The 24673-nt window shown below is 36.4% G+C and carries 29 protein-coding genes; 10 read left to right on the top strand and 19 right to left on the bottom strand.

Annotation, left to right across the window (positions count from 1 at the left end; genetic code table 11):
- The first annotated feature begins 136 nt into the window (after nt 1-136).
- A complete protein-coding gene (locus tag PGL02S_RS19995; RefSeq protein WP_063477498.1) occupies nt 137-448 on the top strand; it encodes a hypothetical protein in 312 nt (103 codons plus the stop codon).
- A gap of 72 nt (nt 449-520) precedes the next feature.
- Here PGL02S_RS19995 and PGL02S_RS28545 read toward each other — a convergent pair whose 3' ends face one another.
- From PGL02S_RS28545 to PGL02S_RS19975, 4 genes are all read right to left on the bottom strand, one after another.
- A complete protein-coding gene (locus PGL02S_RS28545) occupies nt 521-793 on the bottom strand; it encodes a hypothetical protein (RefSeq protein WP_063477499.1) in 273 nt (90 codons plus the stop codon).
- Nucleotides 794-889: 96 nt separating this feature from the next.
- Nucleotides 890-1783: a hypothetical protein gene (locus tag PGL02S_RS19985; RefSeq protein WP_063477500.1), complete on the bottom strand. Its 894-nt coding sequence runs from the start codon at nt 1781-1783 to the stop codon at nt 890-892.
- Between the two features lie 528 nt (nt 1784-2311).
- Nucleotides 2312-2500 (bottom strand): hypothetical protein, encoded by a 189-nt coding sequence (locus PGL02S_RS19980; protein WP_306085059.1) that lies wholly within the window; start codon nt 2498-2500, stop codon nt 2312-2314.
- A 259-nt stretch (nt 2501-2759) separates the two neighbouring features.
- Nucleotides 2760-3137, bottom strand: a complete 378-nt coding sequence (locus tag PGL02S_RS19975; protein WP_063477502.1) for a hypothetical protein — start codon at nt 3135-3137, stop codon at nt 2760-2762.
- A gap of 357 nt (nt 3138-3494) precedes the next feature.
- Here PGL02S_RS19975 and PGL02S_RS19970 point away from each other — a divergent pair.
- Nucleotides 3495-4567, top strand: a protein-coding gene (locus PGL02S_RS19970; protein WP_127502937.1) for an IS3 family transposase whose coding sequence is annotated in 2 segments (ribosomal slippage) — nt 3495-3696 and nt 3696-4567 — 1074 coding nt in all. Because the reading frame shifts where the segments join, the coding sequence is not laid out codon by codon here.
- A 124-nt stretch (nt 4568-4691) separates the two neighbouring features.
- Here PGL02S_RS19970 and PGL02S_RS19965 read toward each other — a convergent pair.
- Nucleotides 4692-6047 (bottom strand): hypothetical protein, encoded by a 1356-nt coding sequence (locus tag PGL02S_RS19965; protein ID WP_063477504.1) that lies wholly within the window; start codon nt 6045-6047, stop codon nt 4692-4694.
- A 485-nt stretch (nt 6048-6532) separates the two neighbouring features.
- On the opposite strand from PGL02S_RS19965, the gene PGL02S_RS19960 reads away from it, so the two are divergent.
- A complete protein-coding gene (locus PGL02S_RS19960; protein WP_063477505.1) occupies nt 6533-6922 on the top strand; it encodes a hypothetical protein in 390 nt (129 codons plus the stop codon).
- 49 nt (nt 6923-6971) lie between these two features.
- Here the strand turns inward: PGL02S_RS19960 and PGL02S_RS19955 are convergent, their stop codons facing one another.
- Together PGL02S_RS19955 and PGL02S_RS19950 are read right to left on the bottom strand one after the other, a co-directional pair.
- On the bottom strand, nt 6972-7208 hold the full coding sequence (locus tag PGL02S_RS19955; protein WP_063477506.1) for a hypothetical protein: 237 nt from the start codon (nt 7206-7208) through the stop codon (nt 6972-6974).
- Nucleotides 7209-7261: 53 nt separating this feature from the next.
- Nucleotides 7262-7948, bottom strand: coding sequence for a hypothetical protein (locus PGL02S_RS19950; RefSeq protein WP_063477507.1), 687 nt, complete (start codon nt 7946-7948; stop codon nt 7262-7264).
- Between the two features lie 519 nt (nt 7949-8467).
- Here PGL02S_RS19950 and PGL02S_RS19945 point away from each other — a divergent pair.
- Nucleotides 8468-9286, top strand: coding sequence for a type II toxin-antitoxin system PemK/MazF family toxin (locus PGL02S_RS19945; protein ID WP_127502923.1), 819 nt, complete (start codon nt 8468-8470; stop codon nt 9284-9286).
- A gap of 447 nt (nt 9287-9733) precedes the next feature.
- On the opposite strand, the gene PGL02S_RS19940 is transcribed toward PGL02S_RS19945, so the two are convergent.
- Nucleotides 9734-9919: a hypothetical protein gene (locus PGL02S_RS19940; protein WP_063477511.1), complete on the bottom strand. Its 186-nt coding sequence runs from the start codon at nt 9917-9919 to the stop codon at nt 9734-9736.
- A 21-nt stretch (nt 9920-9940) separates the two neighbouring features.
- Nucleotides 9941-10207, bottom strand: coding sequence for a hypothetical protein (locus tag PGL02S_RS19935; protein WP_063477512.1), 267 nt, complete (start codon nt 10205-10207; stop codon nt 9941-9943).
- A gap of 457 nt (nt 10208-10664) precedes the next feature.
- Here PGL02S_RS19935 and PGL02S_RS19930 point away from each other — a divergent pair, with 457 nt between their 5' ends.
- From PGL02S_RS19930 to PGL02S_RS19910, 6 genes are all read left to right on the top strand, one after another.
- Nucleotides 10665-11297, top strand: coding sequence for a hypothetical protein (locus PGL02S_RS19930; protein ID WP_063477513.1), 633 nt, complete (start codon nt 10665-10667; stop codon nt 11295-11297).
- Nucleotides 11298-11420: 123 nt separating this feature from the next.
- Nucleotides 11421-11774, top strand: a complete 354-nt coding sequence (locus PGL02S_RS28300) for a hypothetical protein (RefSeq protein WP_164762882.1) — start codon at nt 11421-11423, stop codon at nt 11772-11774.
- A 125-nt stretch (nt 11775-11899) separates the two neighbouring features.
- Nucleotides 11900-12127 (top strand): hypothetical protein, encoded by a 228-nt coding sequence (locus tag PGL02S_RS19925; protein ID WP_127502920.1) that lies wholly within the window; start codon nt 11900-11902, stop codon nt 12125-12127.
- Between the two features lie 263 nt (nt 12128-12390).
- Nucleotides 12391-12945 carry a sigma-70 family RNA polymerase sigma factor gene (locus tag PGL02S_RS19920; RefSeq protein WP_063477515.1) on the top strand — a complete coding sequence of 185 codons (555 nt, stop codon included), beginning with the start codon at nt 12391-12393 and terminating at the stop codon, nt 12943-12945.
- Nucleotides 12946-12950: 5 nt separating this feature from the next.
- The gene (locus PGL02S_RS19915) at nt 12951-13241 is read left to right on the top strand and encodes a helix-turn-helix domain-containing protein (protein WP_063477516.1); all 291 of its coding nucleotides are present in this window, start codon (nt 12951-12953) and stop codon (nt 13239-13241) included.
- A 1357-nt stretch (nt 13242-14598) separates the two neighbouring features.
- A complete protein-coding gene (locus PGL02S_RS19910) occupies nt 14599-15840 on the top strand; it encodes a replication initiation protein (RefSeq protein WP_063477517.1) in 1242 nt (413 codons plus the stop codon).
- 424 nt (nt 15841-16264) lie between these two features.
- Here PGL02S_RS19910 and PGL02S_RS19905 read toward each other — a convergent pair whose 3' ends face one another.
- The 10 genes from PGL02S_RS19905 to PGL02S_RS19860 form a co-directional block, all read right to left on the bottom strand.
- On the bottom strand, nt 16265-16885 hold the full coding sequence (locus PGL02S_RS19905; protein ID WP_127502918.1) for a hypothetical protein: 621 nt from the start codon (nt 16883-16885) through the stop codon (nt 16265-16267).
- A 30-nt stretch (nt 16886-16915) separates the two neighbouring features.
- Nucleotides 16916-17479 (bottom strand): 4Fe-4S single cluster domain-containing protein, encoded by a 564-nt coding sequence (locus PGL02S_RS19900; RefSeq protein ID WP_063477519.1) that lies wholly within the window; start codon nt 17477-17479, stop codon nt 16916-16918.
- A gap of 3 nt (nt 17480-17482) precedes the next feature.
- Nucleotides 17483-17692, bottom strand: coding sequence for a DUF2997 domain-containing protein (locus PGL02S_RS19895; protein ID WP_063477520.1), 210 nt, complete (start codon nt 17690-17692; stop codon nt 17483-17485).
- A gap of 3 nt (nt 17693-17695) precedes the next feature.
- Complete coding sequence (locus PGL02S_RS19890; protein WP_063477521.1) at nt 17696-18070, bottom strand: DUF1257 domain-containing protein; 375 nt, start codon at nt 18068-18070, stop codon at nt 17696-17698.
- 48 nt (nt 18071-18118) lie between these two features.
- A complete protein-coding gene (locus tag PGL02S_RS19885) occupies nt 18119-19774 on the bottom strand; it encodes an AAA family ATPase (RefSeq protein ID WP_063477522.1) in 1656 nt (551 codons plus the stop codon).
- A gap of 305 nt (nt 19775-20079) precedes the next feature.
- Nucleotides 20080-20763 (bottom strand): thioredoxin domain-containing protein, encoded by a 684-nt coding sequence (locus PGL02S_RS19880; protein ID WP_231887926.1) that lies wholly within the window; start codon nt 20761-20763, stop codon nt 20080-20082.
- Nucleotides 20764-20927: 164 nt separating this feature from the next.
- Nucleotides 20928-21257, bottom strand: coding sequence for a hypothetical protein (locus PGL02S_RS19875; protein WP_063477524.1), 330 nt, complete (start codon nt 21255-21257; stop codon nt 20928-20930).
- A 38-nt stretch (nt 21258-21295) separates the two neighbouring features.
- Nucleotides 21296-22183, bottom strand: a complete 888-nt coding sequence (locus tag PGL02S_RS19870; RefSeq protein ID WP_063477525.1) for a hypothetical protein — start codon at nt 22181-22183, stop codon at nt 21296-21298.
- A 112-nt stretch (nt 22184-22295) separates the two neighbouring features.
- On the bottom strand, nt 22296-23033 hold the full coding sequence (locus PGL02S_RS19865; protein ID WP_063477526.1) for a Fic family protein: 738 nt from the start codon (nt 23031-23033) through the stop codon (nt 22296-22298).
- A gap of 254 nt (nt 23034-23287) precedes the next feature.
- Complete coding sequence (locus tag PGL02S_RS19860) at nt 23288-24511, bottom strand: phosphoadenosine phosphosulfate reductase domain-containing protein (protein WP_063477527.1); 1224 nt, start codon at nt 24509-24511, stop codon at nt 23288-23290.
- Between the last annotated feature and the right edge of the window lie 162 nt (nt 24512-24673).

Here is a 24673-nt window from a genome sequence, read left to right as displayed (position 1 = left end):
ATCATAAAAAGAGCCTGCTCATCCCTTTAAGGATGTAGCAGGCTCTTTTTTGTATTGAACAAAAACATATAATATAATGAAACTAACCTAATATGCATTTATACATAAATAAGTAAAGCACTAGGGAGGCTGTTCTATGGTGAAGAGTGCTGAGAACTACCTTGAATTTAAACGAACGCTAGGTCAGTTATTGTTTTTAGCTCACCGGCATCATGATCCCGTTGAACAAAAAGAGTATCAACTAAAATATAATTCATTGAGACTTAAGGAAATAGATTATAAAACCACCGAGTTATCTGAAGAGCAGAAAATAGAACTCACATGTTTAGATTTGTTAATAGCACTGTATGATCAATATAATTCTGAGGTTTCTGACATGCGAAGATCTGAAATTCACAATGAAATCATCGCCCTGTCGGAACAATTACGTGTAGCCAGAGATACTTAAGAAAGAGGGCCTGCTTATAAGAGGGCTCTTTTTCATTATGGGTATTCGGATTATATGGTTGAAATTATCTGCTCAATTTCCAAGTTCAACGATTCTCCAAACGCCTTGAAGTGAGTATTTTTGAACCAAATAATTTAGATAAGCATAATAGCTCTGTTGGTGTTTTCTATCCCATATATCATTAATCAAAGACGTGATGACTGCTATTTGACCACGAACGAAATTTGATCTTTGTTGATATTCCAAGCCAGTTGTTGATTTTTCAATACGTATGAACTCATTTATTAGTTCAGTCAGTGTATTTCGCGTTGCATGCGCCGAAATGGTTATCACAGGAAAATCCATTACTCAAAATTCATTCCTTTCCTTTCTTGTTTATCCAAATTCTCGTAATCTGGATTTGCAATTCACCTATTCAACCACAAATTCCAAAAACCTTCATTAGTTCCTTCTTCTTATTTGTATTATTAAAAAAACTCCGCCTAATAAAATTCCTAATAAAATCGGCCAGCTCATTCCTGAATTCCAGAATAGATATGTCATTAAATCCACACCAAGGATTTGATAAAGCCAGTATTCGATCGAAAGAAATAATTGACTAATCTTCGTGGCGGGAAAGATTAAACTTACAATCGTTAATAAACCATTTATAATTAGTCCAATTAAGGCGCCTATATACAATGACTTCCATCCTTTGTAACCGATGGTGCCTATAATTAAAGCTTGAATGACACTTAGTAATAAGTCTTTTATAAAAGTTGTTTCGTCATGAATTTTCGCAACCGAGATTAAATTAATGATGATAGCCATTAAAGAACTCACCCATAAAACTTGAACATAGATGAGTTTACTATGCTTAGATGGTATCGATAAAAACAAGTGTTTTATAGTTAAACTTTCATTATTCCCAATCCAAAATTTCCTCGGTTCCTTTTTTTCAGATGCAGAATTGGAACCATTCAGTATACGGCTTGCGATTTGAAGAGCCACGCCAATTATCGTGCTTACAGGCGCACATAGAGTAATGAATAACACTGATGTAACTCCACTTGACGGTGTACCATGATCAATAATGGTTACAAACATACTTGCAAGAAAAACAGGAATGCTGCACCAGTATATGAGCTTCCATCCTTTGAGTCCCAGGATGGTAATTAACCCGCCCCAGAGACCAAATAGCAATAACAATCCCCAATACCATTCGAAATTAATGTAAGATTTAGAGTAATCATAAAGTATTAATGCAATTAGGTATAAGATTAGAACAATAGGCAAAAAAGCGATTATCATTAAATTATTCCGTTTTATAAGACCTAAACGATTGAATATTATCATCCTTCAGTATTCCACCTTGTCTTTTCTTTCAATTGTAGCAATACGAGTTCACCTTCGAGAAACAAGAAAGGAGCTGCCTTTCTGTATAAACAGAAAAGACAGCTCCTTTAACATAATCTATAGAGAAACTGCTGCTCATGGAGAACTCATCCCGCTTCGGTTTAATATAGATTAAGTTATAATCCTTCTTAATAATGGTTTATGATCTGTTCTTCCATTTTATCTACAAGCTAAAATTCTTGGTGATTTATTTTCTTAAGATAACCTCCTCATTGGACTAGGGGAACCTTATGATGGGTTGTGAATAAGGCACAAAAAAATCACACCTTAACAATAAAGACCCAAACAAACCGTTTTTGACGGAATGTACCCTGCGGTATTTGAGTCCACTATTGTTAAAGTGTGATTCTAATTAAGAACGTTCCTTAAGCGCATGCTAGGAACAAAAAAAGAAAAGTAATTTACATTTCTATTTTAGCATGAAAAAAAGAGAAAGTTGTGGGGAATTATTTTCTTTCGTGTATGTAATTATGCTACATTCGCTGGCTGCCACGCAAGAACTCGATCTAAGCGAAATGTACGTGGTCTACCGGTATTTAGACAAGTTGCATAAATAAATTGACCAATGATATTTTTAACCCCAATCCTACGCTGTGTTATTTTCCCAGTATTATCCACATAAACAATTTCTAACTTTTGTCCAATATACTTATTCATCTTCATACCTCCTTTACATATAGGAACTCCTGTTCTTATATTATAACAGAACAAATGTTCTTATAACAAGTTGTTTATCATGCTTTTATTTTTAATAAAAAAGAAAGCTCCTCCTTTCACAGATGAGCTTTCTTTACTTAGTTACATGTGTGGAAATTTTAGTAATACCCTTGGTGACCACAATTATTAAACATGGTTTAGGCATTTTAAATTTCTTATTTGATTTGTAGAAATAAAGTGTTTCCCGCTCCATTAGCGATTAGTCATTTCCTTGATCATTTTGTTTGGGTCGGACATATACATCTAATCCTAAAGGTTCTATTACAATTTCTTCTCCTCTTAATTCATCTGGATTTAAATAACCAAGCAATTGGCCTAAGCGCATAGGCACATTAGTATTGTTACATTTCTTCAGGTATACCATAGATCCACCACAATAGCTTGCATTTTCAACTTGATCTTCAATACTCTCTTTGCTGTAGTCAATGGTTTTGTGACAATGAAATGGAATATTATCATGTAATTTCCGTATAATTTCTTCCAATCTCCCTGGTTTTAAATTCAGGTCATTTTCAATCAGAAAAGGACAATTGTTACATGGTTTTTTTATTGAGAACAATTGATTTGGATTTTCCATAAGAAGACCTCACTAGTCCGTATTTAATTTCATCTTTTAAAGGATGTATAAGATTGCTAACCTAAGTAAGTTAAGTTAACTCAATTGTATTAACAAACTATAGCATGATAAATAAAGCATTGAAATATTTAGGATAGCTTCTTTCCCTTAAGGTTTGATTAACCCTGGCACTCTGGAACGGAGTGCCGGGGTTAATCAAGTCAGAAATCACCATTTTCCTGTATGGGGAAACGTGGATCGGCTACACTTAGTTGGACAATAAAGATAAGGGCTTGTAGAATAAGCAGATAAGATTAAAGGAGCGGATCTACAGTGCCAAGAGAACGACGGACATTTACATCAGAATTCAAGAAAAAAATGGTGGAGCTATATGAAAACGGGAAACCCAGAGCCGAAATTGTAGAGGAATATGGCCTCACAGCTTCTTCCTTGGACCGTTGGATTAAGCAATCTCAAGCCTCAGGTTCGTTCTCAGAGAAGGACAATCGCTCTGCAGAAGAAAATGAACTCATTGCCTTACGAAAAGAGAACCAGCGCCTTAAAATGGAGAACGACATTTTAAAGCAAGCCGCGCTGATCATGGGACGAAAGTAGCTATCATCCAGAACAACCGTGATAAATACTCGGTATCAGCAATGTGTGACGTCCTGCAAATCGCAAGAAGTACGTTCTATTATGAAGCCAAAGAGCAAGTAAATGAAAATGAGGTCACCGCAGCTGTGGTGGAGATATTCCACAAGAATCGTAAGGCCTATGGTACGCGCAAGATTAAAGTGAAGCTGAATGAGCGCGGATTCGTTGTGTCCAGACGTCGAATAGGCCGGATGATGAAAGAGCAAGGCCTAGTCTCTACGTACACAACAGCTCAATACAAGCCTCATAAGACGGCGTGTAACGAAGCAACTACGGTAAATGTGCTAGATCGTGAGTTTGAGCAATCGGTAATCAAACGCTTCGTCGTCAGCGATCTGACGTATGTAAAAGTTCAGAACCGTTGGCATTACATTTGTGTGCTAATGGATCTGTTTAATCGAGAAATCATTGGCCATAGTGCAGGTCCAAATAAGGACGCTGCATTGATTTCCCGCGCCTTTGCGACGGTCAAGGGCGATCTGCGTCAGATTCAATGGTTCCATACCGACCGTGGCAGCGAGTTTAAGAATCAAAAGATGGATGAGCTTCTACAGACGTTTAATATTGGCCGTTCACTCAGCATGAAAGGCTGTCCTTATGACAACGCGGTCGCTGAAGCTACCTACAAAATCATGAAAACCGAGTTCGTAAACCAAATGAACTTCCAAAGCCTTCGACAGTTAGAAGTGGAATTATATGATTACGTCAACTGGTTTAATAAACATCGTATTCATGGAACTTTAGGCTATATGACGCCTGTCCAGTATCGCTATGAAGCCCTTAAAAATGTTGTTTGATTTTCTGTTGACAATCCAAACGAGCATATGCTGCTTAACGCGATAATCCAACTCCCGTAAACGATCCACGATTTCTAAGTTACCACTTTAACATAAGTTTATCTCACGATTTTCTTAATTGAATTTAAATTTCTGTAAGTTCATTGAGAAGTTCATTGAGACTGCCGGCAAATATTCTTTTTTCACTTAGCCAATCATTAAATTCTAAGTCATTGACACATTGCTCATGGAGATCAGATATAACACTCTTTAAGTATCCCATGCATGTAGTCTGCTCTTTAGTCATAAGATAATTTTTCTCTTTCGTATGAGGTAACTGTATTAAGACATGATCTTTCACATACTTGAGTGCAAAGTCCAATTCAGACTGGTTCGCTGATAACCTGAACATTACGGTATCAATATTTTGGTCACAACCACAATTATTAAGATAATCTATAAATGCCTCCAAAGCCATTCCCTTATCAGTGTTAACTATAAATCGATCCCAAAGTGGATATAGCAAGAGGAGGTTTTGTAGCTGCTCTCTTCCTATGTCCTGGTAAACAGGCTTTTGTTTATGAATGATTCGGGATGCTTTTGTAATGTAAAGCTCACTCATAAAACCGTTTTGAGAAGCCACCTGCCATAACTCCGAGTAGTCTTCATAAGTAAGGTTTAAGTACTCTTCCTCACTTCCCTCCAGTTTCACAGGGGTTCCCTCGATTTCATCAAATGCGTTGAGAGTGATATCCGGATATTTCTGTAACGGGGAGACCATGTAAATAGAGCGGTATCGTTCATGTTTCTCATTGATATCCATGTAATATCTGTAAAGACGATTTTTCAAATGTTTTTCTACTATTGAAAAAGCACATTTGTTGTGAGAGTTGTTGTTTTTAGTCTCTTCGGCAACCAAATAGTCATAATCGTATTTTGGAATTTCAAGTGCATCTTGTTCCCAAAGCTTTATAGGTTCAGGTTGTTCATCCCTGAGTAACAACATGGAATCATTTGAATTAATGCCATACTCCTGATGAAAAGCATAAAGGTAGTAGTCACTTGATGGATTAATCACGATGAAGTATCTCCTTCTAGGTTTTGCTGTAATAGTGAAGGTCATACTTTCCCCAATATCACAAAGTTTTGTATTGTTAATGTGAAATCTAGATGTATTAAACAAACATCCGATAATCTCATTTGCAAATTCATTGCCACATTCAATGGGAAGCTTGTGATGATCCCTAAACAATTCAAAAATTGGCCATGGTCTTTTATCGGGTCCGTTCACAGCTATGTATGGTTTCTTTAATACCAATATCAAAGCGTTATCTCTTCCGTTCTCAATACATAACTCTGCTTTTATCCCTGTGATTTTAGTAATTATTTTATGTGCTTCCTCTAAGAATTTAGTAACAGAAATCGTATAGGAACTTGAATCAGGATCTATTCTCATTCCAAAATTTTGTTCCCATTGACTCGTGTTTAATGCATTCATCATAATGAAGTCCTCCGTTTATTATTATTGTGCCCATAAAAAAAACACTTCTATTTAGGATTCAAACAATCGTTGAGTTTCCAACGAAAGTTGCTAAATCACTAAAAGAAGTGTTTTGTTCTGGAAAGGTCTTTATAGCGCATGCCGAGACCATTTAATTTGAGTACTTATAGAGATAATATTAGCATACTCGTTTCGATACAACAATATAAGGTCTTGTCTAGTTGTGACTATCAATGGCTCATTTCTTATTATTTAGGTTGATTGACTGCTCGTCTAGAAATCGATACGATCAAAGTATAATTAGTTCCGATATTAAATCATATTAAAAGAAATTAAACTATACCTTCAATGTGGAAGCACCACTGAGTAGCCAATTAGGCTTATTCAGTGGTGTTTTTTGTTCAAGTTATGTTGTATCGCTAATTTTTTTTAAACGTGGTCATTTTTATTTACATACTTCTTAGATAATTGAAAGGCTGGTATACATGGTACGTGAAGGAAAATATGCAGTTTATAAAGGTATTGAATACTGTCTAGGGAAAAAAGGCAGGGATTGGGCAAATTTATTATGTTATGATAAGCAGTCTACTCAACATGGTTTTGTTCCTCATAAATATGATGTTGGGGTTTACACAAAGAGAGTACCCAAAACGGACATTCATGAAGCCTATCACATTAGAACATTAGTAGTATTCATGGGTGAAAAGTTTATGGTTCGAAGTCAGGATTTTAACATGCTTCAGATAATTACATCTAACGTCACGATTGCTCACAATTTTAGCTTTACTCAAATTGCAAAATACTGCTTCGAAAAATCGATTTCAATAGAAGATGTTACACAGATCTATGAAGAAAAAATATCTATTAAAATTTAAAAAAAGAGACCGGAAGAAGATCCGGTCTCTTTTTGTTTTGTCTATTTTACTATGTTGGAAGAACCTTTTGTTGCCCAGCGGAGTTCACTCCAACCGTATAAACTGCTGATTTTTTCTTACTGCCAAGGGGTCTGACTTTGATACCTCGAAAAAGTCCAGTTACTAGACTAGGTTGATTGAGATTATATGCTTTCAGTGCAATAATCATAGCTGCTTCTTCAGGAGTTGAACTTTCAATATGCTCTCTTACACAACAATGATGGCCTTTATAGGATGCTATAAACATATGTACTCTCCTTATATAATATTAATGAACAAACTCCACTATCATCAAACTTATTACCAATCTGACGATAGTATTTGATCTGGTTTTATGAGTATTTCTGAAATCACTTTTGCATAATATCCCCTCTGTTGAAGTTCGGGAACAATGTCATCATCGGAATAACCAATAACCTTACAGGTCAGATACTCCATAATTGATTCTAATACTGCTTCGTCTGCGTTCGTTTCGAAATTGAAGCAGTAATTATTAGATTGGATGCTAACTTTTCGTATCGGAAGAAAGTCAGCAAATCTACGAATGCTTTCTCCCGCTCTGTTGAGAGGAACTTCTTCTTTCGTATAAAATAAAAGCGCATCCTCAAAGTTATTTGTAAAATCACCGATACTATTGCAAAGAAATTCATATTTCTCATCAACTTCAGAAACGACAACAAATGGGCCCTGTTCAGTTACATAATCGTTATTATGCGACCAAGGTATAGCTGGCAATAGTTCATTTTCTGGGATCACTGATACAATAGAGCTCTTATGTTTCGTGCTGATCCATTCAATAAGCCGGCTTGGACATGAAAAGCTTGGTTCACTTAGTGTCCAGGATCCAATATTGATAAGCTTGTAGTTCAGAAAAGGGCCCATCCTCACAGAATCCTTCACCTCTGAAGTTACTACAAGGTATCGACATTTATCTTTAGTAACGATAATAGATCCAGCTGAAATCTTGTTCATCATGTTCTCACTCATAAGTTGAAGCCTCCTCAAATTCCTATAAATTCTTGCAAACCTTATCTATTTATTACTTTATTCGCTACAAATGACATCCTACATAAAGCTAGATAGATACATTGGATGAGGATGTTTGGCTTAAATTGTCCAGTAATTGGGACAGCCACTAATGGTCGGTGCATGCTACTAAACACTCCTTTTTAATGATTTTGGGTTGTGATAGAAACGCAAAAAAGCGCTTCTCCCAGAACATGTTCGCAGTTAATGCGAATTCAACCTAAAATAGGTTGAACATACTCTCGGAGAAACGCTAATCTTAAAGGTTCTTCGGCGCGTGCCAGAACCACCAATAAAGTAATATTTAATACATAGTAACATGCTTCCCTTTTTTTTTGCAAGAGACATATGAACAGTAACAATCATTAAACTGCAACTAACATTGAATTGTACAGACTTTTCTAAAGAGTTTTTTATGACTATACGAACGTGAATTCCCGTAAGGTGATATAATATAAGTAATAAATGAATAAGGTGTGATTGAGTATAGAGAGTCTAAAAAGAAGAATTCACGCGATTACTGAACCACTTAAAACCATGCTTGTTGGGAGATTCCATCGTATTGTCAACATTGAACTTCGATCTCTTACACAAGATATGAACACGAAAGAATACAAGCCAGTATTAACAAAAGGCCAAGTAATTGATTGCGATTTTGTGGGTCAAGGGAGTACTCTGGATAAGAGACATTTTGCAGTTATATGGGCTGCTGACCGTAAAAGTGAGCATATTATTGTAATCCCGCTAACTAGTAAAGATAGATCGGGAAAAGCAGCGCCATTTAGCCTGGGGGTTATCGACGCTTTGAACCCTCCTGGAGAAGAGAAAGACAGTATCGCCAAAGTGAATCAACCACAGAGTATATCTCGTAGAAGTGTCCATATTTTGACGAAGAAAACGGATCAAGGAAAAAGGGTTCCCTTATGTCTTGATAGCATCCAGCTTCAAAAGTTGAATGATATCTTTCGTAAGTATCATCTCAAAGAACCACTTTTAAGAGATGTTCTAGATTCATCCATTGGTTTTCGTTTCCCTACGACAAAATTATCGGTTTACAGATACCTACTAAACCGCCCTGTTCAACATGTTCTCGTAGATGATCAGCTCTTGTGTAAAGCTGCCGATGATTCAAATTGGACAGTCATTGAGCTTGTTAAGATTCGAGGAATGAATACTACTCAAAGGAAAGGCTATCTGAAGGGTTTATTTTCGGGTGATCCTTCCAGGGAAGAAACTGTTGAAATAGGGATTCATGAGTTACTAAGCCTTCAACGCACTGCTGCTGCAGGACAAAAATAGCATAAGTGCTCTTGACGAAGTTACTACATAAAGGTAAAATGTAATTATTCAAGCTCGCAATGAGCGCCTGCCGAAAGGTATATATCAAAGTCCGCAATGGACTACAAAAGCTCGGATCCTCGGATTCGGGCTTTTATTATTGTGGTTGTCGCTTTAATCGTTTTCTTAAGTTTAAAAATGCATAGATTGCCAATCCCATTGTTGAAAGAAGTAAAATAAAGAAGCCCATATTAGTGATCATATTTTTTTCAGTATTTATACCCAAAAAAATCAAATAAATGCTTCCATAGAAACACAAATTGAGCATGCCCTCTAAATATTTTCTTCTATAGAATTGCAAGATAACGATAAGACAAGCTAGTAAGATAATAAAGATCAATGCCACACCACCCCGTTGTTATTCCCTAAATCAATGAAAGTTCATCATATTTAGTTTAGTGATTATTCTCAGCACATTACAATATTATGATTAAAATATACACCGATCTCACCGTTCTCAAATTCTAATGTAATATTACCAATACTCTCATTAATTTCAGTTATCAAGCCCTCTTTGTTTGCCCAGATCCCTTCGGTGGGTCGGGCTGTAGCTCCTAATCCAATAACTCTACCATTACGATCCTTCAAAATCATATTTCCCCCCCTCTGCAGAATTTATTTATTGGTTCTTTTCATCAGAATCTTATTTAGTTGTTCAATCACAGAGTTAAATACAGGAGACCCATTATCTAATAACTGATCTCGAAGTTCTTCTAGATGCTGATTAGTTGCGTTCATTAAAAAATTTACTACTGTTAAATAACCGGCATAACCACGTTTGCTTAATAAAAAATCAACAAACTCACTGACCATTAGATAATCTTGCGGCTCTAGTAATTCGATTCCTGAGTATAGGCCTTTTTGAGAAACCATTCCTTCCATTCCATGTACCCCTTTTCATTTGAGTATAACGTTTACATTCATCCTGCCTTTAACCCATCTGTTCTAGCACTCTATTAATTCCCCTTTACTTTCTAAAACAATTTGGGGTTATGATCAGAACAAAAAAGCACCTCTCGCAAGAACAGAAAGTAAACAATCTAAAAATTGTTTCAGCTTTCACTCCGAGAAGTGCTTTTCACTATGAGTTCATGAGGCGCATGCCAGAACCTAAAACGTAAGAATAATATATTCATATTATCACGTTTGAGCATCAATTTTCAATTTATGAAAACATTTTAAAGTTAACTCTGGAATCATTATAGAAAATTAATAATTCAAAAGAGGTTGTTTATAATCCAAACTCTATCTCTTTATAAAGTACAAGGAGAGCAGCAAATATCCTTGGATTAAATACCTGCAGGATTTAATCACTATATCTACCGAGGAGGAATAATAAATGGAAGTTAAATCTGAACAACGTGAATTAGGTGTATTAGAAAAGGAGTTTCTATTAAGCAAACTGAATGACAATGAGAAGTTTATCAAGATCAAGAAATTTCTCGCTGAACAAGGGCTCTTGACAGAAGCAGAACTGAAGATTTCAAGGGCTTATCAGGTCATGGCAAATATTTACTCCGGAGTAACGGTGGAAGTCTCCCTTGGAGAGGGATATCAGATCTGGTACAGTAAATTTGACGTCCTTAATACCAACGAGGGTTATGAACAAGTGATTGGTGTTCATGTACAAAATAACCTTGAAAAACAATACGAAGTCAAAGACGGAGTAGTAAAACTGTCGAAGGAACTTAGTGTTGACGAGGAAGTTGTTGAACAGGATGAAGTGTCTGCACAAGATAACTGTTGGCCACATGGTAACTGGTGTGGTCCAGGATGTAGTGGTCCAGGAGCACCCGTAGACGCTCTTGATAAATGTTGCATGTATCATGACAATTGTTATGCTATTAATGGTTATTCCAGCTGCCAATGCGATTACGACTTGCTTGATTGTACGAGAGGCATGTCTGGCTGGGCTGCCAATATTGTTAGAACAACATTTATTCTAGCTCAAATTGCGGGATATTGTGTCTAACATGAAGTAAAATAAAAAGGATAAGCTGCCGAATATTCGGCAGCTTTCTTTTGGTTTAATCAAACATCAAAAATTTAATCAATGTGTTATGGACCGAAAATTAGATAACCTAAAAATGTGTAGATGAAATATGATAAAAATGCTAGAACATTGCACGTAATCAAAACAAGATCAATTCGAGAATCCGATTTTCCATACGATCGAATTGACAATACTACTCCAATTGGTGGAATGACTATTGTAGACAATAGTCCAAAAAAACGAAACCAATGTCCTTCTCGTACAAATAAAACTTCTAATATGAATAAAATGACAGGTACTACAAATGTAAGTATAGAAATTCTACGTGAGTCCAATGATCTCAACACATATCATCCTCTCGTGCAGTACTTTGATGCTCAAAATGGTTTCGAATGGCAATATTGTTTGTTTTTAACTATATACAAAATCATACCACCAAATGAAATTCAAGTCTAATGCAATTCATTACGATTCCCTGACCTGGAGAAGTTAATTATTATGTAAAATTAGGTGCTTAGAAGGTTGTTTTTATTAAGTGCTGCTTCACTTTTAAGGATAAGATCTGAATGGAGGTGATCCCGTTGGATCAACTAAGTGAGTGGAGATCAAGGCACTATGATTTAAAAATCCAACTCTTGCGGCTCAGTAAAAAAATTGTCACAACAACACACCATGAAGATGTAATCTTTTATCAAGAACTTTGTGAGATATATGCTCGCCATATTAAAAAAATTGAATCGGATTGCTTTGATGAAATTGGTGTTAGCATATGCAATTGTGGATTTCATCCAGAACAATGTATTGAGTAGAAATAAAAAAAGACTATCTATGAAATGATTTCGTAGGTAGTCTTTTTTTATTTCATATTTGAGTTATCGAGTAATTAACACCCTTAAAAGCACGCTGTAGTTATAAAAACTTTTTTTGAGATACGGCACATTTTAGGTTCAAAATCCAATAATTAACTGATAAAATAAGAACATATGATCTTATTTTTTTGAAAATAGGTTGTTAAATGATGTTATAAGACCTCTTTATATGTATAAATATGGAGCTAGCATGGGGGGCGCTTATGAATTCTAAAATATATAACCAGTTGAAACGAAACTTATCCAATCAACCTATATTACTTGAATTCCTGAAAAATCAAATCCACATGGAATTGCTAATTAACTACCTTCACGAACCAACATATACAAATAAAAAAAATGTAGATGAGGCTTTCAAGAAGTATTTTCTTGAACTCCGTTTTACAGCATATATGTCCTCTCTAATCCACTTTACATCGATTGATTTTGATAAAAAACGAAGGAAAGAAAAAAAACGGTCGATTTTGTTTCCCGAAAACGACCCCAATAGCCCTTTCCCCTACATAGGAACAGAAGATCAATATATGGAAGAGTCACAGGTTTCTTCATTTGAAAGTATCATTAGCAGCTTACCTCTTCATAAAGCCATCTTAAAACTAACTGAAACTGAAAAAAAGGTTCTATTAGATGCTTATGTTTTCAATAAGTCAGACACTGAAATTGCAAAAAACAAAGGCGTCTCACAGCAAGCTATCTCGAAAACAAGAACAAAAGCATTAAACAAATTAAAATCCTATTTAACTAATGGAGAGGTGTAGAGGCTATGGAATCGTTAATCTCCTTAATTAAAAAAGCTCAGGAAAAAGATGCAACTGCGATGGAGACAATAATACAAAAATATACGCCGAAGATCCAAAAGTCATTGTGGCAAACCTCTAACCAAGATAGGAATGATTTAAAACAAGAAGTAAATCTTAAGATGATTGAAGCAGTCTATAAATATGATTTAGAAACAGTCCCTGGGTTCTGGGATCTGATGGATATTGAAGAGAAAAAGAAACTTGATCGTTTAACAAATATGAAAAAAAGTGTGGTTAAAAAATCTATTAGCTAAAACAGGGTGAATTTCATTGATTTGATATTCAATTTGCCGATTCAAATGATTAGGAGATTATGTTTTATGGCTTCTTATCGCGTGTTTCAAAAAGGCTCTTTCAATATGAGAGACTTTTTGACTCTCGTACAGAAGCAACACTACCGGCCACAAAACACAGACATAATTATCAAGATATACACAATTTCAGTATTATTCTAGCATTATCGCTTTGGGCCTGATAGCTGGCCACACCGAGCAGACTATCCAACAAACAAACTGCAGGGCAAGATAACTAGAAAGCCTTATAACCAAGGTTGAGAATGAAGATGCTTATATTGTTTTATTAGAGGCCACGTCAAGCAGACAAAATCCAAAACGCGGAATCGATGAGCGATAATTAAACGTTTAGAGGCCACGTGGAAAAGAACATAGTGAGCCGTAAAGTAATGAGAGGCCACACAAAGCAGAATAAATACCCACTTATCCACACACTTTCTGACAAAAAACTTTAATGATCAAAGGTAAACGAGAATAAACTCCGTTACGTGTGGCCTCTATATACTGCTTAATGTGGCCGGCAAGTCTGCTTAATGTGGCCGCTATCCTCACTTATGTGTGGCCGGTCTGTCTGTTATATGTGATATTTGAGTCTGCTTGATGTGGCCGCTTGAACCCATCTTCTCTTGCTAGACTTGGCTAAATCCATCTTCTAAACAGGTAAACAAATAAAGAACAAATAATAAAAAATATAAAAGAAAATATAGTTATAAAATAAGCTCTTTATTATCAGCTGAATTATCTACCTCAATATTTCCTATAAAATGAATATACTCTTTACTACTATGTTTAAATTCAAAAATTAATTACCTTTTTCGATAATGACCGATAATGCTTATTTTCACTGGCCACACAAAACGGATAATTTTAACTGAATACATATAGATAATTGTTGAAAATAGATTATTTCAAGTCCTATACATTATCTACAGGACAGCATCTATCTGCTTCGTGTGGCCTGTAATAACCTTAAAAAGCCCACCTCTATATCAGAGCTTATATTAAATGATGATAGAGTCTGCTTCGTGTGGCCTCTTTTGACGATGCATATAATACGAACTCTGCTTTGTGTGGCCGCTATATTAAAAGGATCTATAGCAAAATAGATCCAAATACTACTCTGCTTCGTGTGGCCGGATAAAATAAACGCTTGTTATTTCTTGATTGATCGATTAACTTTAGATTTTTGTATTAAAACATTCTCTATAGAGAACAATTTATGTCAAAAAAACCGGCCACACAAAAGTGAGTGGAACTTCGATTAAATATCCGATATGATCTCTACTAGATGGAAATAAAATAAAAGTTGGTGATCTCGATGAACGAGGAACAATTGGAGATGAATTTTGAACCAGATCCAATTTCACATCACTATATCGTTTCAGAATCTAATGCTCTAATCGAAGCTAAAACCAACCTCACACTATATGAACGCAGGTTAATATATATTTTAGCCTCTCGTATCCATCCTGAAGACAAAAATTTCAAAACGCATTTTTTTAAAGTGAAAGAAATTGCCGAGAGACTCGACATTAATGACAGAAACTTTTATAAAAGAGTACGTGACATTGTTACTAAACTTCGTAGTAAAGAAGTTGTGATAGATGAACCACAAATGAACTCGACTCTTGAAGCAAACTGGCTTGCGTCTGCACGTTATTATCATGGTAAAGGGATAATAGAATTAGAGTTTTCTTCCCAATTACAACCCTACCTTTTGCAGTTGAAGCAGAATTTCACTAAATTTAAGCTTTGGAATGTTTTATATCTTCGTAGCAATCATTCACTTAAGCTTTACATGTTATTAAAGCAGTACCTCTATTTTGGTAAACGTAAGTTTAAATCGATTGCTGAACTCAAAGAAAAATTAGAAATTGAACCAGGTTTGTATGAAAGATACTCACATCTTAAAAGTCGCGTTCTGTTGACAGCACAAGAAGAATTAGCTGAGAAAACCGACATAAGATTTGAAATAGAGGAAACTAAGAATGGTCAGCGGGTCGTCAGTATTACGTTCCATATCTTCCGTAATGCTAAAGAAGTACGAGAAAATCTTAATGACGCTGAATATATTAACAATCAGCCTATTTATGAACTTCTAAGCCGGTTTGATATAAACCAAAAACAATCGAAAGCACTTGTTAAGAATCATGGTGAAAAACGCATTAGAGAGAACATTCTCTACGTGTTTGAACGAATGAAAACAAAAGATGTGAGTAGTGTCTCAGGGTATATTATAAAAGCAATTGAAGAGAATTACGCTGATTGCGGTATATTCTATGCTCCTGAAGATCCCGATAATAAAGAAACATCCATAACAGAGTTAAACCAACAGATCGGTAAAATCATTTTCTTTTACGAAAAATGTATTAACGAAAAAGTGTACGAAACTGATGAAGCAACTTCAATTATGATGAAAAGTATCCTAGATAAAATTGTTACTTGCTCGAACGAACGCCACTTATTGAACTTAAAACCTCTAGAAGATGAAGATGTTTATCACCACTATGCAAAACAAGCACTTGCTTATTACATAAGTGATTCTGAGCAACATATTTAACTCTTCAAATTTTTTGAAGATTGTCCATAAGAATGAACAAACCCCACTTCTCTATTGTTTATGAGAAGCGGGGTTTGCTCTAACTATACTGTTACTTTAATAGTATTTTCAGCATTAGTAGCATATCTTAAAGGTCGATGGATAATACTACGACGCCTCTATTCTAACACTTTCATATGCATGAATAAGATTTTCCAAACAAATGAGAATATCTACTATATTCATATCCGAGTTAATAAGATGCTTACTTAATAAATAATACATTCTATCAGTCGATTCACTACCATTTCTCAACTCATTTTCATAAAATGCCTGTGAACCAGGAAGAATTTCCGTTTCGATAATTGATCGCTCCTTTTTCAAATATGCTTATATACTCAGATGTTTGTTTTAAGTTTTTTTAGCATTTCGTGTGTTTGTGGATTTATGAGTGTATTATTCGTCGTATTTCACCACTAGGTTTTTCATCGTTCGTTTTTGGATGTTCCTCTTCTGAGGACTCACGAATTATTCGAGAACCAGTGACTTCAGCTCCAGAAAAAGACTTGGACAAATCAATGGGTATATGGCTATCAGTAGATGAACTTATGAGAGCATCGGGTGTAGCATTAGCAATTATGTTTTCTAAAGCATCAGCTACGGATGGTGCCTGGTCTTGTGATTGAACATCTCTTTCTTCTCGAAGGGAACGTTCTGATCGAGTTCCCCAATAACCTTCACCACTAATGATACTGAAGGAAAATAATAATAGTAATACTAATAAAGTTATGATTAATATAAATCTAACTATTTTAATAAATAACATCAACAAGTTTTTTAATTGATAAATCGAATCAGAAAACTGTTCTGAAGATTCTTCCTTTCCGCTAGAACCTTTTGCTGCATTTTCTTTCTCCAAAGGAGTTAGATCTAACGATGAATCGACATCAGAAGTCTGTTCTGGTATCAATTCAATAAATTTTGGAGCAAAAGAAATGAGCAGCAAGCAAAGAGAAGTTATAAAAATACCTCTAACTAATTGGCCAAACATACTTTTTCCGCTCACTCCTTTCCCCAAATATAAAAGGAGTCATTATTATACCCCCATGAAACGCATGTCCGCACGAAGTTTTTCTGATGGAAAACCAGTCATGGACATAGCACCTTTAGAATCAATTGTTACTTCCACGTTTCTTTCTTGAAATTGATCTATAGTATAACGGTCGGTTATCAAGTGAATGGTTTGATTATTGGAACCACGTATTCCCGATTCAGAAATATCTTCTCGTTCAAATCGTCCATCAATTAATACATCAATGTGACTAAGTATGTCAGGGCCATACTTCATATTGGAGATTTCATGACGATAAAATCCGCTAAAAACAACTATAGATTTATTCTTCTGACGAATAGCTTCCACCAATTGAAGTAGGGAGCGGGATTGAAGAAAGGGCTCACCCCCACTAATAGTCACACCCTCAATTTCTGGTGGTATGAGCTTTAGGAGATCTTCAACGCTCAAATCCATCCCTCCTGTCATCGAATGGGTAAAAGCATTAAAGCAGCCGGGACAATTCAATGTACATCCTTGAAAGTGAATCATTGCACGATTTCCAGGACCGTTCACAAGCGTGCTTGGTGTAAAAGAGTGAATTCGCATCCGTTATCCTCCTGTTACATTTGTTTTTAATTGTTGAGATTGAACATCAACATGGAGAAACTCAGGTTTTCTAACTTTCACTAATCCTTCAAATCCCAAGATTTGCTCAATTTCTTTTGTTGCTTGATCACAGGAATCGCCTCCATAATCGAAAGCTTCGATCGTAATAGTACCATCCGCGTGACATATGACCTCTACACGTTGATCGGCCATTAGTTATGCACCTGCTCTCAAAATTAATTTAATATCGCCGTTTTCAATCCGTTGCATTTCAATTTGCTTTCCTTGGGCTTTTGCTACTTTTACAGTAGCTGCTGCTGAATAGGCTTGAAGCAACTTAGAACCGTTTTCCCCAATTACCTTGGCGACATGACCGTTCCACCAGTCTGCTTTTATTGAATAGTTCTCGCCGTCTTTTACAAGACCAACATCAAATGGACCATCAAGCTTAATAACGTAATCTGCCTTAACAGATCCTAAATGAACGCGTGCCCTCGCGTTTTTCTTTAGCGTCAGGTTTAACAACTTGCAAGCTTCTAGTAATGACTCTTCATCACGAATAAATGTAGAACTCGTTCCCACAAATGACATATAATATCCTCCTCATTAACTTTAGTGTGGATGACATAAATAGATCTATTAGAATGAAATTTTCCGCGTCTTTTCACTCTTGTAACGATCAGTTAGTTTTTTCATATCAATGACTTTCACCGATGAACTCGCATTTCTTGCGCGTCCTATTGACCACTCACGAATAGTATCAATCGTTTCTTTTTTTGTAATGGACACCGGTACGGTATGTTCTAAAGCTTGCATGATGTCATCAGTTGTTAGCTCCCGCTGATTATCATTAAAAGCTGTCCAAAGAGCCGATTCGACAGCGCTTTCGATCTCAGCTCCTCCAAAACCCTCGCTACTCCCCACTAATTGGTTCAGATTAAAGGATTTAGGATCGCGTCCTCGCTTACGAATATGTATTGAAAAGATCTCTGCCCTCTCTTCATCCATAGGTAAATCAACAAAAAAGATTTCATTAAAACGACCTTTCCGAATAAGCGCAGAGTCTATTTTGGATATATCATTAGCTGTACCAAAAACAAAGACGGGCTTTGTTTTCTCCTGCATCCATGTAAGTAGAGTCGCTCCTACCCGAGTAGTTGTACCCCCATCTCCATTTCCTCCTGTAGAAATTCCACTGAGTTGTTTTTCAATCTCGTCTATCTGGAGAATACATGGCGATAAAGCTTCTGCAGTGCGAAGTACTGAGCGTAACTTTTGTTCTGTTTCTCCTAAGAGACTTGAAAAGATAGCTCCAATATCAAAGCGTAGAAGCGGGATTTTCCATGCTGCTGATGCTGCCTGTGCGGCAGCCGATTTTCCAGTTCCGGGTGGACCAGTACACACAAGTCCTTTTGGAATAGAAAGCCCGAAGTCCAGCGCTTCTTTTGTAAATGCTTTTTGATACAGTACCAGCCATTTTTTTAACTCATCCAATCCACCAATATCATTAAGAGAGAACTTTGGTGGGATGTACTCCAAAATCCCAGAACTGTTAATGAATTGAGTCTTGATTTTTTGTACTGAAGTAACAGCATCATCTGTTGTGAAGGATTTGTGCCTGATCCATGTTAATGCAAATGCATTCTCTGCCTCACTACAGGTTAGTCCCATAGCTGCCTGGACAACTCGATAGCGATCTTCCTCTGTAAATTCCATTTTATTGATTTCCTCTTGAATGAGCTTTTTCATGTATTCCGGGTTGTTGTTATCGGGATAATTTATTCTCCCTTTAGCTATAGAAGAAAGAATATCGTAAAGGACATTATCGAGCATTTTTGCATCGGGAAGATCAAACTGAATATGCGTAATATCTTTTGATAGTTCACTTGGGATATTAACTAAAGAACTAACAAAAATAAGGTGCCGCTCATCAAGTTTCCCTATGGGAATCAGATCTTTTATTAACTGAATAATTATATTTTTTGTATTAGGGTTTTCTATGTAAGGGTGAAAGTTCTTAAAAGCATAGATAGAGAAGTTGGATGCTTTATCGCCAACAACATATCTTAAGGCATCTGAGGGGTCCGTAGTATTCGGTATGGGTTTTTCGGTTTCCATATCTACTAACCCTTTGGTACAACTCCATTCAAAATAATGAAGAGGTTTTGAATGAGCACCTTGTTTTTTTCCGATAGATGCAAGTCTCTTTAATTCTTTACAGACTCGATCTTCTTCCCAGTCCTGTATCCAAAGTGCAGGGTATCCTGCGTTCAGGTATTCCATGATATCTTTCATACTTAATCAATCCTCCTAAAGGATATTAATATTACTGGCAAGGTACCGATACCTTGAGTCTCCCTCTTTCTTGGGTTGATCAGATGGAAATTCCATGTGGTTTCCTTGTATTTACCTTACAATCTAATATTAGATGTTCTACTCATTTTCGAGAAACAAACCGCACTTATAAAAAAACACCCCAATAATGGGGTGCTTAGATCCATATTCATTATTGTTTGAAATTCTGTAGATACCCTTTTGATAAATGAGCAACTGAGTTTATCTAGAGTGCAATTTTGAAACGTATCATTTCGAAAACCATATTATTCTGATTCACTTAAAATTGCCTTTCTCAAGTCTTCGTACGAAGAGCTTCGAAGGATTTTACCGTTAACAAAAAAAGAGGGGGTTCCATTCACTCCATAATACCCTCCAGTTTTATAATCCACTTTTACATCATGTAAATAAACATGATTCCTCACATCGTATTCAAACTGCTCTAAGTCAATGTTAGTGATATTCTCTTTGACGAGCTTAATCAGAAATGAAGGTGTGGCCCAAATTTCAGATTCATTGCCTTGGTTTTGATAAAGTAATTCATAGAATTCCCAAAACTTTTCGTTGTTTTGCTGGTAGATAGCCTCTCCAGCAGCAGCAGCTAAATAGGAGTCACGATCAATAAAGGCATAGTTCATATAAAAAAACTCGACTTTACCGGTATCTATAAATTCGGATTTGAATTTCTCGAAGTTTTCGGCACTCCACTTCTTACAGGCAGGACATTTAAAATCAGCAAATTCGATCACTTTAATTTTCGCATTGGGATCTCCTATATGAGGTTGATTCTCATATTTGAATCCATCAACATTAATTTTCTGTTTATCATCAGTGTAGTTTGGTAACCCTTCTAGCTCCGATGACCTGTTTATTAGAGCTAACATTATTACACAAGAAGTAACAATCAAAAGTACTGCAATAATGACCATTGAAGACTTTCTCAATTTCACCTTCATCCCTCATCTCATTAACATAGCCAGTGCTCGGCTTGTAAAAATCGTATTATAGAGGGTGTTTTATCGAGAATGATAAATCTCACATTATTTGATACGAGTTACCTCTTTGCGACAAGATTAAAAAAGGATTGAATCTTTACGATCCAATCCTTTTCACATTAATTATTAACTAATTGTTCGTATGCATAGAGTGCCTCCACCCAGGAGCGGGTTTCGGAGGTATTTCCATTGTCTTCTATGATGTAATATTTCCCCTTCTCATCGTAAGAATAATTAAGACTACATTCCTTCATATCATCATTTTTGATTTCAAACCAGTCTTCGGCGATTAAGACGTTTGCGATTTCTTCGGGATCATCCTCCCCTGTTGCAACTTTAAATTCGTAAAGGACTGTTTTACTTAAAGTAGTAATAACCTGGTATAGACTTGCCTTATCATCATAAGAGATTTTACTAAGGTATAACAGTTCGTTGATTTGTTTATTCATAAGTTAATTGCCTCACTTCTGATTATTATAGTCAATATTTACCACTCCTCGGAATTGTTTTCATCTTCAAATAGACATAACATTTCTTCGGGGATCCAGTTATCTGTAAACATATGATGTAAAAAATCCATAGGTTCCTCATTAGGGACAAAACTATCCCACTTATGAAGTTTACGTCTAGCGATATCACTCTTCTGTTCACGTAGACCTGCTTCAATTGTTTTCGCCAAACGATAAATATTAATAGCTTCCTCTAATTCACCATCAGTCAAAGCAACATGGATAAGTTGTCTAACACTGAATAATTGATGTATAAGACGGATATCGTGAAGAGACTCCTCGATTTGATTAGGTAAAAGCTGCAGTATTGTGAGATTTCTAACTTTGGTACGCCCCACTTTTTTAAATCCAGCGTGAATATAATTGGATCCAGGGTTCGTAGATTGTATAGCGTCGTCCTTTACAAATGTGATAAAGCCTTCTGAAGGTATCCCCCACCTTTGAACACTGGCATAAACAGCCCATTTTACTAAATCAGAGGAGAGGTAACGTGATTCATTTCTAAAAAAAGTACATTCAATAACATCTTTGAAATGATCATCCCGCTTCTTTGAATACCAAGAAACCCAGCCGGCATCTCCTATTTCCGTACGTAAGACCAAATTTTTTCCTGGTCTCGTAAATTGACTGCTTCCAATAGACTTACGAGCACGGGAATAATGACAATCGGCAAGACGCAGCATATCACGATCGCACTTGTTTGTTATAATCCACGGTCCGTACTCCCCATTCTCTTCTTCATTCTCTCCGAATGAAAGTACAGGTTGAGTAAATAAGGAAATTGATTTATTGAGTTTCTGTTTTTCTTGTTTTGTTGGCGGGTTTTTAACTTTTAGATCTTGATTATAGTCAAATGTCATTTGCACGTTCTTTTACCTCCAATTTTGGTTATAGAAAAAGAGAAGAGAAGCCGTATGTAATTAAACTACGGATTCTCTTCTCTTTTATAATGGGAGCGCAGTATCTCTTAGATAATGGTCACAGTGCGGATAGCATCAGGTCGAGATTATTTTTCACCTCTGCTGCTACTAAATCAATGATGAGGCTAAGATCACCATTGTCAGCCTTTTCGAGCGCAGCATAGTAGTCTTCTCGATTTTCGTTACGAATTATGGCCGGAGGGAATCCATTCTTCATTAAAATAAAGTTCATGGCCAGCCTACTAACTCTTGCGTTTCCATCTGTAAACGGATGAATGGCTACTAGTTTATGATGGAACGTTGCGGCGATTTGTATGGGATGGATAATCGTCTTGTTCGACTCATACCACAGCATAAGTTGTTCCATTTCAATAGGTACCTGGATAGCTGGTGTGTAATGATGGATTTTTCCGGAAATGGTTAGTACATGATTATCATGTTTCTTATACTCCCCTGGTGCGAAGTCAATATCCCGAACTCCTTGGAAAAGGAGCGCATGAAAATCTTTAATTAGACGCTCTGTAAGATCCCGAGTCGTTATGACTTCCTGTAAATAATCAATCGCTTCAGCATGATTTATAATTTCGAGATGTTCTCTTAGTGACTTTCCTTTAACAGTTAGGCCTTCTCTAAGGAAGAAGGCAGTTTCTTGGTACGAGAAAGTATTACCCTCAATTGCATTGGTGTGATACGTCCATTCTTCACGGAACTTCTGAGCAACTATCTTCATAAGATCCGCACTTAGTGGACGCCTCTGATCGACCTCTGAACGAAGGGCATCAATTTTTTCAAACATGGCACTTATTCCTTCCTGAGATGTTCTTATTAGCATTATATCAGAAGCAGCTGCATTAAATACCCAACCACTTTATGAATGTATGAAACCACCGAAATCATCTGTGTCAACTGCCTCGCCTACACTGATTATATTAACTGAACTCCCACCCCAGATGTTACACCATAAAGTATGTGCATCGGATTCTGATTCGGAAAAAAACATATGCTCAACTGTACCGAAATTATTGTAAGTTATGCGTGTTAGCATGATCATCAACCTCCAAATGTAGTGTTGCAGGACATATTATTCTCCTGCTCATCAAATTCAACGAAACAACCACAACCTCCGATATCAAAAAGATCGATTTGTTCTGGTTTGGCTTTCTCATCTCGGTTAAAGTCACGAAGTGTGTAGGGCTCGCTAGGAAATCGCAATCCCTTTGTTGTATGTTGTGTGGTGTCTTCATTCTCTTCAAAAAGTAAATCAGGAATAAGATCAGTATCGTACTCTTCTGATTCAGTTTGATATTCGAATTCTACCGGTGTTTTACTTTTTTTCTTCATAAAACTATACTTCCGGATCTTCATATATTCTGACTGGGCACTTGCAGCTGGATGGATAAATAAATTTGGTTTATCAGCTCTTCCATAAAAGTAATCGCGATAAGCGTCATCTAATTCTTGAAGCAGTTTTTCTTGCACATGTTGAGGAATCTGATCCTCTTCCGGAACTTGATCATCTATGATATATCGATAAGCTGATACACACATAGATAGATGGAATTCCTCTTCAAGCAGCTTTTTAAAGGTGTCAGGCATGGTTTTCTTCAAGTGACGATAGTGTCCTTGACCTGCTTTTATGCAGCGACCATTACAGTTGTTATGGGAGAAACCGAGTTTATAAAGTTCAGGTTCCCGGATATCATACTGTTTCAAAACATCATCTGGTCGTATGAAGTTTTCGATGAGCGGCATATTCACGCTAAAAGGAAGCCAATTTTTTACGATCGCCTTCTCTCGATGCATTTCTTCAAATCCAATACCAAAGTAGAGAGTAGCGTTCTCAATAAAGTTGTTTTGTTTGAGATACTGAGGATTACGCCATTGTTCTATTCCAGGCTTAATCCCCTTCTTCAAGTAGTCTGATGCTACTCGCATCTTAAGAAGCTTAGAGCAGTCTCCAATCATGTTGTTATATACAAGCTTCTTTTCAAACATGAGTTGGATGGGAGTGAGCCCTGCACAATGGATGAGAAGTGGGAGCTGCAATTTATCAGACACCTCATCTATAAATCGATAGGTATCATGGTTTTCCCAGAGTGTGTCCGTAAAGTAAAGGAGAATGTTATCCTCTGGATACTTCTTTATCACAAAATCGGCAGCAGCTAAACTTGCTCTTCCACCACTAAAGAAAATAATATGATTCTTCAGGAGCGGGACTATTTCTTCGCGGTTCTTGGCTTTATCATTTACAGAATATTTATTCAGGTGAATCATGAATCAAAGCGCCTCCTTATTGAATAGTTATGGGTTGTGATTGAATCTCATAGCGCACAACAAAAAAGCACGTTCTGAGTCCATCACGATAACAAGAAAGGCATAATGCCACCTGTTAGGTGATTAGACACGAACGTGCTTCAAAATGAAATGACTCTATTG

The organism is Paenibacillus glucanolyticus NBRC 15330 (assembly GCF_004000885.1).
GTDB lineage: Bacteria > Bacillota > Bacilli > Paenibacillales > Paenibacillaceae > Paenibacillus_AQ > Paenibacillus_AQ glucanolyticus.
Note: the sequence above shows the minus strand (reverse complement) of the source record. Positions and strands in the feature narration are given on the sequence as shown.

Excerpts from the sequence above, each read along its gene's own strand:
- PGL02S_RS19890 (WP_063477521.1), bottom strand. The coding sequence starts at position 18,070 with ATGTCATTTGTGGGAACGAGTTCTACATTTATTCGTGATGAAGAGTCA.
- PGL02S_RS19940 (WP_063477511.1), bottom strand. The coding sequence starts at position 9,919 with ATGATTTTGAAGGATCGTAATGGTAGAGTTATTGGATTAGGAGCTACA.
- PGL02S_RS19995 (WP_063477498.1), top strand. The coding sequence starts at position 137 with ATGGTGAAGAGTGCTGAGAACTACCTTGAATTTAAACGAACGCTAGGT.
- PGL02S_RS19930 (WP_063477513.1), top strand. The coding sequence starts at position 10,665 with ATGGAAGTTAAATCTGAACAACGTGAATTAGGTGTATTAGAAAAGGAG.
- PGL02S_RS19895 (WP_063477520.1), bottom strand. The coding sequence starts at position 17,692 with ATGGCCGATCAACGTGTAGAGGTCATATGTCACGCGGATGGTACTATT.
- PGL02S_RS28545 (WP_063477499.1), bottom strand. The coding sequence starts at position 793 with ATGGATTTTCCTGTGATAACCATTTCGGCGCATGCAACGCGAAATACA.
- PGL02S_RS19985 (WP_063477500.1), bottom strand. The coding sequence starts at position 1,783 with ATGATAATATTCAATCGTTTAGGTCTTATAAAACGGAATAATTTAATG.
- PGL02S_RS19980 (WP_306085059.1), bottom strand. The coding sequence starts at position 2,500 with ATGAATAAGTATATTGGACAAAAGTTAGAAATTGTTTATGTGGATAAT.
- PGL02S_RS19960 (WP_063477505.1), top strand. The coding sequence starts at position 6,533 with ATGGTACGTGAAGGAAAATATGCAGTTTATAAAGGTATTGAATACTGT.
- PGL02S_RS19955 (WP_063477506.1), bottom strand. The coding sequence starts at position 7,208 with ATGTTTATAGCATCCTATAAAGGCCATCATTGTTGTGTAAGAGAGCAT.
- PGL02S_RS19950 (WP_063477507.1), bottom strand. The coding sequence starts at position 7,948 with ATGAGTGAGAACATGATGAACAAGATTTCAGCTGGATCTATTATCGTT.
- PGL02S_RS19910 (WP_063477517.1), top strand. The coding sequence starts at position 14,599 with ATGAACGAGGAACAATTGGAGATGAATTTTGAACCAGATCCAATTTCA.
- PGL02S_RS19885 (WP_063477522.1), bottom strand. The coding sequence starts at position 19,774 with ATGAAAGATATCATGGAATACCTGAACGCAGGATACCCTGCACTTTGG.
- PGL02S_RS19875 (WP_063477524.1), bottom strand. The coding sequence starts at position 21,257 with ATGAATAAACAAATCAACGAACTGTTATACCTTAGTAAAATCTCTTAT.
- PGL02S_RS19865 (WP_063477526.1), bottom strand. The coding sequence starts at position 23,033 with ATGTTTGAAAAAATTGATGCCCTTCGTTCAGAGGTCGATCAGAGGCGT.
- PGL02S_RS28300 (WP_164762882.1), top strand. The coding sequence starts at position 11,421 with ATGAAATATGATAAAAATGCTAGAACATTGCACGTAATCAAAACAAGA.
- PGL02S_RS19860 (WP_063477527.1), bottom strand. The coding sequence starts at position 24,511 with ATGATTCACCTGAATAAATATTCTGTAAATGATAAAGCCAAGAACCGC.
- PGL02S_RS19900 (WP_063477519.1), bottom strand. The coding sequence starts at position 17,479 with ATGCGAATTCACTCTTTTACACCAAGCACGCTTGTGAACGGTCCTGGA.
- PGL02S_RS19965 (WP_063477504.1), bottom strand. The coding sequence starts at position 6,047 with ATGATGAATGCATTAAACACGAGTCAATGGGAACAAAATTTTGGAATG.
- PGL02S_RS19920 (WP_063477515.1), top strand. The coding sequence starts at position 12,391 with ATGAATTCTAAAATATATAACCAGTTGAAACGAAACTTATCCAATCAA.
- PGL02S_RS19975 (WP_063477502.1), bottom strand. The coding sequence starts at position 3,137 with ATGGAAAATCCAAATCAATTGTTCTCAATAAAAAAACCATGTAACAAT.
- PGL02S_RS19935 (WP_063477512.1), bottom strand. The coding sequence starts at position 10,207 with ATGGAAGGAATGGTTTCTCAAAAAGGCCTATACTCAGGAATCGAATTA.
- PGL02S_RS19915 (WP_063477516.1), top strand. The coding sequence starts at position 12,951 with ATGGAATCGTTAATCTCCTTAATTAAAAAAGCTCAGGAAAAAGATGCA.